This is a genomic window from Deltaproteobacteria bacterium, assembly GCA_016213065.1.
Lineage (GTDB): Bacteria > UBA10199 > UBA10199 > SPLOWO2-01-44-7 > SPLOWO2-01-44-7 > JACRBV01.
Genome location: JACRBV010000035.1, coordinates 1 through 14,076, shown reverse-complemented (window position 1 = coordinate 14,076; position 14,076 = coordinate 1). Strand labels below are relative to the sequence as shown.

The window sequence follows — 14,076 nt, the reverse complement described above, 5'->3', positions numbered from 1 at the left end:
TATGATACTTTTTCATTGCAAAAAGTACCGTTTTTAGGCAATATAGGCTCCAGTGAATGAGCATCCGGCTTTGCCGGTGCGAATGAAAGGGGTGCGGGGGGAAGGAGCCCCGAAGGGGCGAGTCGTTCCCCCCGATATTATGAAGCGGGAAATCTCAAAAAAACTGAAGGAATGGGCAGATTCGCCCTCCAAAAAACCACTTGTTCTCAAAGGGGCGAGACAGGTAGGCAAGACCTTTATTATTAGTGAATTTGGAAAGAATAATTTTAGAAAATGTCACACATTCAACTTTGAAGAAAACAGGGAAATCCACAAGTTGTTTGATAAAAATCTGGATCCCAAAAGAATCCTCGAAGAACTTTCTTATGTTCATCAGACTCCGATAGATGTTCAAAACGACCTCGTGTTTTTTGATGAAATCCAGGAGTGCCCAAAGGCCCTCACATCGCTTAAATATTTTTGTGAGGAGATGCCTCTTCTTTCTGTCATTTCTGCCGGTTCGCTCCTTGGAATAAAATTATCAGAGGAATCTTTTCCGGTTGGAAAGACTGATTTTTTGCATCTCACCCCAATGAACTTCAGAGAATTTCTTGTGGCAAACGAAAACCACCTGCTTGTGGATGCGTATGATGGTGCAACCCTTGATAAACCCGTCGCAGAAATGGCCCATGAGAAATTGTGGCAGGAACTTTTGAATTATTATGTTGTAGGCGGAATGCCTCAGGCCGTTTTGACCTATATTGCCAACAAATCCGACAGACTCAAAGCCTTTGATGAGGTAAGAAAAGTTCAAAAAAATTTGGTGGACAGTTTCAGCAAAGATTTTGCCAAACATTCCGGAAAAAATAATTCCATCCATATCGTTTCTGTTTTTGAAAATATTCCCATGCAACTGTCGGCACAAATTGATGCCTCAACAAAAAGGTATTATTTTGGTCATGTCATTCCCGGAAAAAGAAGTTTTTCACAATTACAAGGTCCTATTGAATGGTTAAACACTGCTGGTCTTATAATCAAGGTTCCCATTTGCAACAGGGCCGAGATTCCCTTGAAGGCTTTCTGCAAAAACAACCTGTTTAAATTATTTCTTTTCGATATTGGCCTCCTTGGAGCCATGCTCAACCTTCCGGTTAAATCAATACTGGAGCAGGATTATGGCATCACCAAGGGATACTTGGCGGAGAATTTTGTCGCGCAGGAATTTTTAGCCGGCGGCATGCCGGAAATTTATTCATGGACGGAACAAAATTCTGAAATCGAATTTTTGATCTATATGGATGGGTCGATCATCCCCGTCGAAGTTAAATCCGGACTCAGAACAAGGGCAAAAAGTCTTCAGCAATTTTTTGTCCGGTACTCACCACACATGGCAATCAAGTTGTCGGCCAAGCCCTATTCCAAATCGGACCGCATTATTAATCTCCCGCTATATCTAGCCGGAAAACTTGGCGCCTATTCGCAGTAAAACGGGATAAGGGCTCAAGCGTTGAGTTGCTTTTCTTTCTGATCCCGCATGCGGTAGATGACGATGAGGACTTCCGCTATCGCTTGATAGAGTTCCTCGGGAATTTCCGCACCGATTTCCAGTTCTATGAGAGACCACGCCAACGGCACATTTTGAATGATGGGGATATTTTCTGTCTCAGCAATTTCGCGGATCTTCTCGGCAAAAAGACGTTGTCCTTTTGCCATAATTTGCGGCGCCATCATTTCCTTTTCATCATATTTTATCGCGATGGCTAAGTGGGTCGGGTTGGTGACAACCACATCGGACGCGGCAACTTGCTTTTTCACATCTCCCATCGCCAATTCCTGATGCAACTGTTTCCGAATGCTCTTGATGAGCGGGTCTCCCTCATCCTGTTTGTATTCCCTCTTCACCTCTTCTTTCGACATACGAAGTTGTTTTTTAAACTGCCAGCGCTGGACCATCACATCGATGATGGCGATGATGACAAAAAGGGCAAAGACACGCATCAGAAAACTCGATAGGACTTCACCGGCAATATGTGTGGAGACGGTCAGGTCTGTCGTTGTCGTCATGAGAATTTGTGCCAGATTTTGTTTGATGACAACATAGGCCATGTAGAGAACAAGCGTTACTTTGGCGATATTTTTGAGGAGCTCAACAAACGTGGTTACCTTGAACATGTTTTTGATATTCTCAACCATGTTGAGACGTTTGGCCTGAGGCTTCAGCGGTTCCGTGGAAAAAACAGGGCCCGTTTGAAAAAAACCGGCCGCGGCGGCTACCACTCCTATAATCAGCACATACGGAAGAAGCGTTTTTACCAAAGTAAAAAATGCGGTGTGCAGGAATTGGATCGTCTGTTCTGGACTGATTGATTTTTGGGAGATCAAATCGATACTACCTAAAATGAGTTTGTGAAACTCCTCGTAGAAAAAAGTCATCATGAAGGACAGAAGAGCAAACGCCAGCACCAGAATCACCACGGTATTCAGATCTTTGGAACGGGGGACTTGTCCCTTTTTGTGGGCTTCACGGAGGCGCTTAGGCGTCGCGTCCTCGGTTTTCTCTTGAGATGAAGATTCGTCAGCCATGCTGTTCCTTCATTATTCACAACCCCACTTATATATTATCGGCATAAACCTACCCCAAAGTTGCTATTATTTCCCCAACTTTTCCAATAATTTAGCCGCTTTTTGCGCGAAAAGGGTTTTACGTTGGGGATCAAGCCTTAAAACCTCCTCCCATTCTTTTTTTGCCCCCTCTATATCGCGCTTTGCATTGAACAATTCCACGCCTTTTAAATAGTGAGCGGAAATGAGTTGATCGATATTTTCTTCCTTGGCCGTAAACTCATCAAGCGCTGATGTGAGAGATTTTTGTTGGTTTTGAACAGATTTTGGAGATTCTTTTTTCCAAGAAAAAAACAGGTACACTCCCCCTGCGAGCAGACAAAACAAAACAAAAAAAAGAAAATAATAAAGTCCCTTCCTATTTTTGACGGGTTCCGAGACGGTTTCAGGCACTGTATCCTGAGCATAAAACCGAAGCCTCACTCCACCCAAGGCAATCTCGTCTCCGTCTTGCAGAGTGGCTTCTTCCTTCTTTTCTCCATTGATCAAAAGACCCTTTAAACTCTTCAAATCGTTGATGGTGAAATCTCCATCAACCTTGTTGATGACGGCATGCTTTCTGGAAACGGTTCTCTCGGTCAAAACAAGGTGATTGTTGGCGTCCCGCCCAAGAAAAAAAGTTTCATGGGCAATCACCACTTTTTCACCCGCCTGTGGACCATTTAGAATTTCTATGAAAGCCATGAAGTCTATTTATCAGAATTATAAAAATATTGGAATTGTTCCTTGAAAAAGACTCCTCTTTTGCGTTAATGATGACACATAATGCTCACAGATGCTCATTGGCTGGCTCAATATCTCAACAAACCCGATTTGCGAATCATTGATTGCCGCTATGTTTTGGGAAAACCGTCTGCCGGAAAAGCACTTTACCTTGAAGGTCATATTCCCGGCGCCATTCATCTTGATGTGGATCATGATCTTTCAGGCAAACAGGGTCCGGGTCGTCACCCTCTTCCCAAAGCCATCGACTTTTCAACAACCATGTCCAACGCCGGAGTGGATCAAGACACAACCGTCATTGCCTATGACGACATGGGCGGAGCTTGGTCTGCAAGACTTTGGTGGTTGCTCCGTTATTTCGGCCACGAAAAAGTTTTTATTTTAAATGGCGGCTGGTTGAAATGGATTGCCGAAAATAATGAGGTCACAAAAGTGGTGCCGCATTTCAAACCGCGTTCTTTCAAAGCAGTGCCGCACACAGACTGGATTGTCTCCAAAGAAGAGGTGCAAAGAAATCTGGAAAATAAAGATTGTCTATTGCTCGATGCGAGAGCTCCGGAACGTTACCGCGGCGAAATTCACCAACGCGCAAGCGCGCGGTACTCTGTGGGCTTGCATGAGAGGAATCTACCCAGTGAGCAAAGCGAACGTGAGGGGGAGGCTCCGCCGGCTTTGCCGGTGGAGGGGGCTTTGCCTGCCCCTATAATAGAACCGCTTGATCAACAGGCAGGCCACATTCCGGGTGCTAAGAATGCCCCCTTCGCGGAAAATGTTACTCAACCCAATAAAGAATTTAAATCTTTGGAAGAACTCAAGGAAAAATTCAAGACGCTTGGCGCCTGTCAGGCAAAAGAAATTATTTGTTATTGTGGTTCCGGAGTCACTGCCTGCAACAATATCTTCGCACTCAAGATGATCGGCAAAGACGCGAAATTATATGAAGGCTCATGGAGCGACTGGAGCGCAGACCCAAATCTTCCCGTTGAAAGACCCTAAAGGGCACCTCTAAAAACCCCGCTTGTCATCCTGAACCCTTCGCCATCATTGTCATTCTGAGCGGAGCGAAGAATCTGCTCGTGCTCAGGGTAAACTCCGTGAAGGATCTACTTGATAACAAATTGAATTCGAAGCACAGCGAGGAATGACAAATTGTGATTTTCATAGGTTTTTGGAGGTGCCCTAAAGCCATCCCAGTTGGCGGTAGCCGGCTACGGTTGCTTCCATGCCGGCTTCCAGATTGAAGCGCGGAACAAATCCCGCCTGTTTGATTTTTTCGATGCTGATTCCCCACGAGGAAAAAAATTGTTTTACATGTCCACGGTGAATGCGCGGCGATTGATGAAAACATTTCGCGCGGGCTTCTTCGACGGCCGCTATGGGCCACAGAATTATTTTCGGCACGGGAATTTTGGAAATTTTACGATAAAAAATGTGGGCCAGCGTATCAGCCACATCTTGCCACTGATAAAGATCATCATCAGCGATAAAATAAACCTCCCCTTTTGCTTTTTCCGATTGAGCTCCCCACAGGCAAGCCCGCACCACATCTTCAACGTAGGCCATGCAGATTGACTGGGGCTTTCCCGCCGGATAAATAAAATATCCTTTCTTGGCCATTTTGAAAACGGGATAGAGCATCACATCGCGCGCACCATAAATGGCGGGAGGACGCAAAACAGTGAGCGGCAATCGGATTTTATAACTGAGCGCAATGCGCTCCCCTTCCAGTTTGCTTTGACCGTAAAGGCTGATGGGATGCGGACTGCTTGTTTCATCAAGCAGAGAGCCGTTGGCAGAAGGTCCGATCGCCGCCATGCTGGAAATCAAAACAAATCTTTGAAGCTGGGGGGCCACTTTCAAACAAGCATCGAGACATAAGCGGGTGCCGCCCGAGTTGACCTGAAAATATTGTCTCGGGTCCGCACTACTGACAAGTCCTGCAATATGAAAACACCAGTCGGTATTTCGCAGTCCTTCTTTGAGTCCCGCGTTATCGGGAAGAAGATCTCCGTGCACCAATCGAATTTTTTTGTTTTTGAGCCAACGTAAATCACTGGTGGGACGCACAAGACAGGTCACTTCGTGTCCCTTTTGCAAAAGAGCATCGACCAAATGAGAACCCAGAAATCCGGAGGCGCCGGTAACAAAAGCTTTCATATTTCCTTCTCATAAATTCTGTACGTCTTGTATTTTTTTCCGCCCATAAATTCAATGCCCATGTTGATCCGCTCGTTGTCTTCAAGAGTCCAACCGAGTTCCGCCGTTTTATAACCACGCAAGATGCCGCGACGATGCATCTCCACATTCATCAAAACACTCAATGCCCCCAAAGCGGAGCCGCGATAGGGTTTCCGGATTCCCATCAGGCAAAGTCGCACCGACTTTAATCTCCTCTTCAGTCGCCACAACAACTTGGCCCAGCCAAACGGAAAAAGTTTGCCGCGCAAATCATGAATCGCTTCATTAATATTGGGCAGACAAATACTGAACGCCGCAGGATCATCGTTCACAAAAGCAAAAAAAGCCATTTCAGGATCGACAATGGGTTTCATGGATTTGGCAATGTAGTGGATCTCTTCTTCGGTCGCCGGCACAAAACCCCAATTTTGTGCCCATGCTTCATTGAAAAGCGTAATCATCGTGTGAAGATCACGGTCAAAATTTTTCATGTCAATGGAGCGAAATGTGAGCCCGGGATATTGGCGCGTGGCTTCTGCAAGCTGGAACGCAGGTGAGGGAATTTCACCAATTTTATAATGCCACGCAAAAGTGTCCGTCGCTTTTTTGAAACCCACCGATTCCAGCAAAGGCACGTAATAAGGGGGATTGTGCCCCATCATAATGTAGGGAGGGGACTCGTAACCATCAATGAGAATGCCGGTTTCATTGTCATACATCGTGAAATTAAAAGGCCCCCGGATTTTTTTCAAACCGCGCGCGCCCAGCCACTCTTCAGCCGCATTCACCAAAGCTTCTGCTGTTTCCTTGTCGTTAATCGATTCGAAAAAACCAAAAAAACCGCTCTCGTCTTTGTGGCGTTCCAAGTGAGATGGATGCAGTTGGGCCGAAATACGTCCAACCACTTCTTCATTTTTCAAAGCCAAAAAAAGTTGGGCTTCTCCGTGACGAAAAAACGGATTTTTTTTGCGATCAAAAAATTGATGGCGTTCAAATTCCAGCGGAGACACCCAATGCGGATCATTCCGGTAAATGCTGTGCGGAAACCGGATGAAGGTTTTCAGATCTTTTTTGTTGTCTACGCGTTTGATCTGGATGGAACTCATGTGTTCAGGGCGGCGAAGCTATAGGTTTCTCCCTGATGAGTCAATTCTTTTGGGATTTCAATTTGGTCTTTGAGGATGCCATATCGGGGTCCCAGTTTGGCAAAGGTCTCCAAAACCAAATCGAGTTCCTCTTTTGTGTGCGTGGCCATATAGGAAGTGCGGATGATAGCCTGACCAAAGGGAACCGCGGGAAAGACAACCGGTGTGGCAAAAACACCGCTTTGGAAAAGATCCTGCACCAGTTTGAAAGCCTTTCCTTCATCACCGACAAAAACAGAAATGATGGGAGTTTGCGAAGGAATAAAAGCCAGTCCAATTTCTTCAAAACCCTTCAAAATATATTGAATATTTTTTTTCAGGCCTTCCAGTCTTTGCGGTTCTTTTTCCAGAATTTCAAGACAGGCTAGAACCGTCGCCACTGCAGAAGGCGGCATTGCCGCGGAAAACATGAAAGAGCGGGCTTTGTGACGGACATAATCAATGACATCGGGATTGCCGGCCAGAAAACCGCCGATCGAGGCAAACGATTTTGAAAAAGTTCCCATGATGAGATCAACCTCATCGGTCAAACCAAAATAGTTTGCTGTCCCCTCCCCTTTAGGCCCCAGAACACCCAAACCGTGGGCGTCATCAAGAAAAAGTCGGACATCGGGAAAATCTTTTTTGACTTCCACCAAACCCGGAAGATCCACAATTTCTCCTGTCATGGAAAAAACACCATCGGTAACAATCAGACGACCTTTATCCGCGGGAATGGTTTTTAGTTTTGCGCGCAAATCGAGCATGTCGTTATGGCGATAGGTAACAACAGTCGCTTTGCTCAACCGGCATCCTTCAATAATGGAGGCGTGATTTTCAGCATCGGACAAAATAAAATCATCGGGACCCACAAGACAGGCAACGGTCCCGAGGTTTGTCAGAAAACCCGTGGTGAAAACGAGTCCCGCTTCTTTGCCAACCAATTTTATTAATTTTTCTTCGAGAAGATCGTGCAACACGGTATTCCCATTTAAAAAACGGGAACCGGTACAACCGGTCCCAAAACGATCAATGGCCTCTTGAGCTTTTTTCTGCACGCGCGGGTCATGGGTGAGTCCCAGATAATTATTGGAACCGATCATGACGACGGGTTTGCCGTCATAAAAAACCGTTGACCCGGAAGAATTTTCAATGGGTCGGAAGAAGGGATAAAGGCCCGAGGCTTTCACAAATTTGGCATCCTGAAAATCAAAACACTTTTGAAATATATCCATGTGGGTACTTGTACACGTCTATACCACCTCGCATCAAGTTGAAATCGTTAATGAATTTTGTTTTTTTTATGAACGATGTTCAGGAACTTAAACTCAGTTCAGGAGGAACATTCTTCAAAAGATGGGCGGCTTTGTTGATAATGCGTTGGACATCTTCTTCATTCAAAATTTCGGTGCGACCCACATTCAGAATTTGTGTGAGTCCCAAAAGCAGTGCCCAAATAACAAGCGTTGCCGCGCGGGCCACTTCCGTTTTGTCTTTTCGGTCTTTCTTGAGTTGTGCGGAAAAATAGGCAACCGACTTGGCCATGGAAGACTGGGTAATTTCCCGAAGTGTGCTGGCGTATCCATCCGACAAATTGATGTTTCCTTTTCCCTTAAAATTGAACATGAGAATGTCGAAGTAACAACCGTAATCGGCATAAACCAACATGAATTTTTGGATGAAGGAGACGAGGTCTTTGTGGGATAATTTCTTCTTTCGGTGCAAGGCTTCGTCCAGCAGAGTATCAAACTTTTGGGAACCCAGACAGGCAAGTCCCCCGTAAATGTCATCTTTGTTTTTGAAATAAAGATAAAGAGTACCGATGGAGAGTTCCGCAGTTTCGGCAATATCCCCCATGGTCACATTCAAAAAACCCCGTTCCTGAAAAAGATTTCGGGCCGCTTCCAGAATCTGTTCTTTGCGTTGTTTTTTTTCGCGACCTTTTCTTTCGGAGATTCCCATCATCCCTCCAGAATTTTTTTCAAAATGATATTGGCGCTTCGTTCTGCTCCCAGCGAAATAAGAGAAATGGGAACACCGATAAACGTTTCAATTTTTTTCAAAAATTTCTGACATGCCTTTGGCAAGCCTTCCAAATGCGTCATGTGTTCCAAATTTTCTTTCCAACCTTCAAATTCCTCATAGACCGGCACCAGATTTTCCCAATCGTTCAAACGTGTTGGTGGTGCTTTGATCTCCGTTCCATTTAACTTGTAACTCACCGCTATTTTAATGCGATCCAGATTCGACAAAACATCCAGCTTGGTGAGGGCCAGTGAATCCACTCCATTCAACCACACCACATATTTCAACCAAACCAGATCGAGCCATCCGCAACGGCGTTTTCTTCCGGTGGTGGCACCAAATTCATGTCCCCGCGTTTGCAAATGCTCACCCACTTCGTCATGCAATTCTGTTGGGAAAGGACCGTAACCCACACGCGTTGTATAGGCCTTAACCACGCCAAGCACCGTATTGACAAGCTTTGGCGGAACACCCGCACCCGTGGCCAAACCGGAAGCCACCGTATTGGAAGAAGTGACAAAAGGATAAGTCCCGTGATCGATATCCAAACCAACTCCTTGCGCCCCTTCAAAAAGAAAAGAGCGTCCCTCTCCCAACTTTTGTTGCAAAAGACTGTTGGTGTTTTTCACATAGTGTTTGAGATAATTCCCATAAGTTTCGTAACTCTCAAAAATTTCCGCTTTTGTGAAACTTTTTGAATCAAGCACCTTCTCAAGATAGGCATTTTTTTCTGGGAGCACATCTTCCAGACAGGACTCCAATATCTCAGGGTCGATAAGATCGCCCATCCGAATGCCGCGCCTTGCGACTTTGTCTTCGTAGCAGGGACCAATACCGCGGCCCGTTGTACCAATGGCTTTCGCTCCTTTTTTCTCTTCACGCACTTGATCGATACGCACATGATACGGAAAAATCACATGCGCGTTTTCGCTGATGTTCAGTTGTTCGGGATTTTTCAGGTAACCGGCGGCTTTGATTCCTTCAATTTCGTCGATCAAAACACAAGGGTCAATGACAACGCCCTCGCCCACAATGCAAAGACATTTTTGGTGGAGCACACCAGAGGGAATGAGATGCAAAACTCTTTTCTGGTCTTGAATGACGATGGTGTGACCCGCGTTGTTTCCTCCCTGACAGCGAACGACTCCGTCCACCTGAGGGGTTAAAAGATCAATGATCTTTCCTTTTCCCTCATCTCCCCACTGCAAACCGATGACAACGAGATTTTGTTTCATAGCGAAGTGCCCAATAATTTTTCCAATATAGCTTTTTGAACATGAAGTCTGTTTTCCGCTTCATCCCAGACTTTCGATTTTGGTCCGTCCATCACGTCATCTGTAATTTCTTCTCCGCGATGGGCCGGAAGGCAATGCAATACGATGCAATCTTTTTTGGCACTCTTCAGCAAATTTTCATTGACCTGATACGGTTTCATTTTTTGTTTTTTTTGAATTTCCTGTTTTCCCTCCTGCCCCATACTAATCCATGTATCGGTATTGATCGCATCGGCTTCAAACGCCGCCTCAAAGGGGTCTCTTGTTAGCCGGATATTTTTATACTGTCCAGACGTGGCTTTCTCCATCAAGAAACCATCCGGATCATACCCTTTGGGACAGGCAAGAGTCAGCGAAAAACCCAGAATCATCGCGGCTTCTATCCATGTGTTGGCCATATTATTGCCGTCACCAAACCAACCCACCTTGAGATTTTGAAGCGTTTTTTTATTTTCCACGAGGGTCATCAAATCGGCCAAAACCTGACACGGGTGAAGCAAATCCGTCAATCCATTGATAACGGGAATGCGAGAGCATTCGGCAAAATTTTGAAGACGTTTATGTTCATAAGTGCGCATCACAATTCCCTGAACATAACGGGACAAAACACGCGCGGTGTCTTCCACCGTTTCGCCGCGACTCAACTGGGAATGTCCCTGAGTCAAAGAAACGGTGTGACCACCGAGTTGAAACATCGCGATATCGAAAGAAACATAAGTCCGTGTGGAAGTTTTTTCAAAAAGAAGTCCCAATGTTTTATTGGCAAGCGGTTTGTGAAAAACTCCGGACTTGCATTCTGCTTTTAGTGTGATGGCTCTTTGAAGAAGTGTCTCTATTTCGCCGCAATCAAAATCAAAAAGAGACAAAAAGTGTCTGGTCATAAGGTCCAGTGTCCATGGTCCATAGTCCATTGTCCATGGTCCGTATTTCAGGCTTTCGGGTGGGATTTATCGTACACTTCCATGAGTTTGTCCAGTTCTACATGTGTGTAGCGCTGGGTGGTGGAGAGACTCGCGTGACCAAGCAATTCCTGAATGCCGCGCATATCGGCGCCGGCATTTAGAAGATGAGTTGCGAAAGTGTGGCGCAAGACGTGAGGCGTTACCTTTTTTTGAATTCCCGTCAGTTTCAGATATTTCTCCAAAAGTCTTTCCACCGCTCTTGCAGAAAGTCTTGCCCCCGATTTATTTAAAAAGAGAGCACCGCTGTCTGTTTTGCCGTGAAGGACTAATTCTCTTTTTTCCAAATAATTTTTGAGACTTAATATGGCTTGTTTTCCCATCGGAAGCATGCGCTCTTTATTTCCTTTTCCCAAAACGCGAACGAGTCCCTGTTCCAAATCAAGACTGGTTGTATTCAATGCAACCAGTTCGCTCAAACGCAAACCGGAGGCGTAGAAAAGTTCCAAAATCGCCTTATCGCGCAATTCCAAAATGGAAACCCCCTTTGGAGCCGCCAAAAGGAGAAAGACTTCGTCGACAGTTAAAAAACGCGGAATTTTTTTAGGAATTTTTGGGGCCTGAATTGTCTTCGCCATGTTCATGGCGATCCATTTTTGGCGAAGGGCATAATCAAAAAAACTTTTCAATGTGGACAGCTTACGGGCAACCGATGTGGCGGTATGATTCTGAAAAAGATCATTTAAAAAAGCCCTCAAAATGTTCGTGTCGATTTTTTGGAGTCCATCGGGACCGTCTTGGACGGCTTCGGGAAAACGTTTTTGAAGAAATTGAGAGAACTGTTTCAAATCGCCCAAATAGTTTTTAAGTGTGTGGGGAGAGGCGTGTTTTTCGGCTTGAAGATGACTGTAAAATTGGTCGATACTCTGTTGCACAGGGACACATTACCATTTTCGGGAAGAGGTATCAACAACTTACACGAGAACGACGCGAAAAAAGAAGGAGGCAAAAACCAAGGATCAGAAGGAAAATATCTCCAAGAATATCCGATGCTCCGTTTTGGACCAACTGACAGCCACCTTGGATGTGAACTGGCTCTGTTCCTGGAGGCCCACCTCCTCCACCACCTCCACCGCCACCTCCGCCGCCACCTCCACCGTCTTGTTGTGTGTCGGACCCGCCCGGTCTAGGTAGATCCGGTGGTGCACATCCCTGTTGTGTCGGATTATAGAATAAAGGACAAACATCACTCGGTGTACAGCTGTTGGGTCCGCCTACGGAACCATAACCATTCCCTGCTCCATCGCAAAAACCATCAGCCTTTTGAAAAATATCGCCCTCTTTATGATCGCTGTCCGGGTCCCATGGCGCCAATCCTAATTGCGCACTCTCGTCATAATCACAAGTGCGCGTTGCTCTGCCAACGCTGGCCCCAACAGCTACAATTTGAACACCACGTTGTGCAATAAGATAATCCTGACAGGTATCCACCGTTTCATGTCCATCATCGTTGTCATCATCCAGATCGCAGGCATCTCCTATGCCATCGCCGTCCATATCCGGTCCTCCCGACAGATTGGCAGAATTCATACACACATCAACCCAATCCACAGAGCCATTGCCATCCACATCGGCAAATAGGCGGTTTTGGTGCGCCGGATCGTCTTTCAAATGCAGATCAAAGATACCGCTTTCAGTAGCATCATCCAATCCATCGTTATCATCATCGGAATCACACGGATCTCCGAGACCATCATGATCGTTGTCATTCTGGGAGGGATTTTTGGTTAATGGACAATTATCAAAGTTATCTCTGAAACCATCGCCATCTGAATCGGTATCTCCCAAATAAACAGTGGGGGCCGCATCACAGGCATCTCCAATTCCATCTTCGTCCTGATCTTTTTGATCACGATTGGTAACCAGAGGACAATTATCTCTGGGGCGGATACAAAGACCATTAAAGCCCATGCCCGTGCCATCACAAATTCCGTCTCCATCGGTATCGGGATTATCGGAAAGGGTGCCGGCTTCAACTTCTTCCGCGTTGGTAAGGCCGTCGTTATCAATGTCTGGATCGCAGGCATCTCCAACACCATCCTGATCGGTGTCTTTTTGATCGGGATTATAAGTGAAAGGGCAATTATCTCGCAATGTGGAAGTGCCGTCTCCATCGGCATCAGCCGGTGTTGCATTCGCGGGCGGGTTTGGCATTTGCTGACAGGCGTCTCCTTGACCATCGCCGTCGCTGTCTCGTTGATCGGGGTTGGCCACGAGTGGGCAATTATCCACGCCGTCATTCGCATTGTCCCCATCCGCATCTGTTTCACAAACGTCTCCGATATGATCGCCATCCGTATCCGTCTGCGCGGGATTATAAGATTTGAAATCCAGATTGGAAAAAGAACTGCAAGCAGGAGCCGCCGCGCGCGTAGCTTGTGTGTATTGTGTCCCGTCGGGTTTCAAAATATTCATACAATTATCTTTTCTTCCGGCTACCAGATGATCCGAAATACCATCGCAATCAAAATCATATTGGCTCTGCCAGTTGGTCGGATCACTTTCATTGGCCTGCACGGCACAATCTTTATTTAAATCTTCCGCCACTTTCGGGTCGGTGCAAGTGGCTTGTGTGCAAGAGTTGGCAATTCCATCGCCGTCGTAATCAACATCCCATCCTCTATAAACACTAGTTCCAGTAGTGCGATCATAAGACCACCAAAACCAGTCTTTCTTGGCACACTCGATATCTCCCGCAACCGGGTTGCTTCCATCATAGATTGTAGACATTTCTGAAGTATTGAGGAAAATAAACACTCTCCTTGTGGCAACCAACGCAATTTTTTGTGTTGGATTGATCTGGTCTCCGGGAATATCAAAAACATGAACGAAACGCTTTTCATTTTCGCCAAGATTTGTTGACACAGGATCTCTTGAAATAAAATCGTTGGAAAAAAGGGTCGTCTTATATTTATAATCTGTGAGGGAATTGGTTGTTGTCACAGTATAAACTTCCATTCCATTGAAGGCGAGTGGACTCGCGGCCATGGTTCCGGTCAAGGCAAAGGTGGAGACATCTACAAAAGCGGCGCGAACATCTTTGGGGGAACCCGTTGCACCAGAAAAATAGTCAATAGGCTTTCCTCTCATTTTTAAAAAATTGGCCTGACTGATATAGACAGGAGCTATATCGGTTCTATCTATCTTCACTCCATTATTGAAATTTTCGATTTTTGTTTTGGTAATGGCATT

12 protein-coding genes are annotated in these 14,076 nt (G+C 45.8%); 2 read left to right on the top strand and 10 right to left on the bottom strand.

Features of this window, described 5'->3' with window-relative positions; translation table 11 throughout:
- The first annotated feature begins 52 nt into the window (after window positions 1–52).
- The gene (locus tag HY877_01855) at window positions 53–1,465 is read left to right on the top strand and encodes an ATP-binding protein (GenBank protein MBI5299027.1); all 1,413 of its coding nucleotides are present in this window, start codon (window positions 53–55) and stop codon (window positions 1,463–1,465) included.
- Between the two features lie 14 nt (window positions 1,466–1,479).
- Here HY877_01855 and HY877_01850 read toward each other — a convergent pair whose 3' ends face one another.
- Together HY877_01850 and HY877_01845 are read right to left on the bottom strand one after the other, a co-directional pair.
- Window positions 1,480–2,562, bottom strand: a complete 1,083-nt coding sequence (locus tag HY877_01850; protein MBI5299026.1) for an EscU/YscU/HrcU family type III secretion system export apparatus switch protein — start codon at window positions 2,560–2,562, stop codon at window positions 1,480–1,482.
- A gap of 66 nt (window positions 2,563–2,628) precedes the next feature.
- Window positions 2,629–3,285 (bottom strand): FHA domain-containing protein, encoded by a 657-nt coding sequence (locus tag HY877_01845; protein MBI5299025.1) that lies wholly within the window; start codon window positions 3,283–3,285, stop codon window positions 2,629–2,631.
- Between the two features lie 81 nt (window positions 3,286–3,366).
- Between HY877_01845 and HY877_01840 the strand changes: the two genes are divergently transcribed.
- Window positions 3,367–4,320 (top strand): sulfurtransferase, encoded by a 954-nt coding sequence (locus tag HY877_01840; protein ID MBI5299024.1) that lies wholly within the window; start codon window positions 3,367–3,369, stop codon window positions 4,318–4,320.
- Window positions 4,321–4,503: 183 nt separating this feature from the next.
- Here HY877_01840 and HY877_01835 read toward each other — a convergent pair whose 3' ends face one another.
- From HY877_01835 to HY877_01800, 8 genes are all read right to left on the bottom strand, one after another.
- Window positions 4,504–5,481 (bottom strand): NAD-dependent epimerase/dehydratase family protein, encoded by a 978-nt coding sequence (locus HY877_01835; GenBank protein ID MBI5299023.1) that lies wholly within the window; start codon window positions 5,479–5,481, stop codon window positions 4,504–4,506.
- The gene (locus HY877_01830) at window positions 5,478–6,608 is read right to left on the bottom strand and encodes an N-acetyltransferase (GenBank protein MBI5299022.1); all 1,131 of its coding nucleotides are present in this window, start codon (window positions 6,606–6,608) and stop codon (window positions 5,478–5,480) included. The genes HY877_01835 and HY877_01830 overlap by 4 nt, the downstream gene beginning before the upstream one ends.
- Window positions 6,605–7,861, bottom strand: a complete 1,257-nt coding sequence (locus HY877_01825) for an aminotransferase class I/II-fold pyridoxal phosphate-dependent enzyme (protein MBI5299021.1) — start codon at window positions 7,859–7,861, stop codon at window positions 6,605–6,607. The genes HY877_01830 and HY877_01825 overlap by 4 nt, the downstream gene beginning before the upstream one ends.
- Before the next feature lie 79 nt (window positions 7,862–7,940).
- On the bottom strand, window positions 7,941–8,591 hold the full coding sequence (locus HY877_01820; protein ID MBI5299020.1) for a TetR/AcrR family transcriptional regulator: 651 nt from the start codon (window positions 8,589–8,591) through the stop codon (window positions 7,941–7,943).
- The gene (locus tag HY877_01815; protein ID MBI5299019.1) at window positions 8,588–9,886 is read right to left on the bottom strand and encodes an adenylosuccinate synthase; all 1,299 of its coding nucleotides are present in this window, start codon (window positions 9,884–9,886) and stop codon (window positions 8,588–8,590) included. Before HY877_01815 ends, HY877_01820 begins: the two co-directional genes overlap by 4 nt.
- Window positions 9,883–10,806 (bottom strand): ornithine carbamoyltransferase, encoded by a 924-nt coding sequence (gene argF, locus HY877_01810; GenBank protein ID MBI5299018.1) that lies wholly within the window; start codon window positions 10,804–10,806, stop codon window positions 9,883–9,885. The genes HY877_01815 and argF overlap by 4 nt, the downstream gene beginning before the upstream one ends.
- 47 nt (window positions 10,807–10,853) lie before the next feature.
- Complete coding sequence (xerC, locus tag HY877_01805; protein MBI5299017.1) at window positions 10,854–11,759, bottom strand: tyrosine recombinase XerC; 906 nt, start codon at window positions 11,757–11,759, stop codon at window positions 10,854–10,856.
- Window positions 11,760–11,790: 31 nt separating this feature from the next.
- Window positions 11,791–14,076, bottom strand: a 2,286-nt coding sequence (locus HY877_01800; GenBank protein ID MBI5299016.1) for a thrombospondin type 3 repeat-containing protein, incomplete at its 5' end; no start/stop codon positions are given.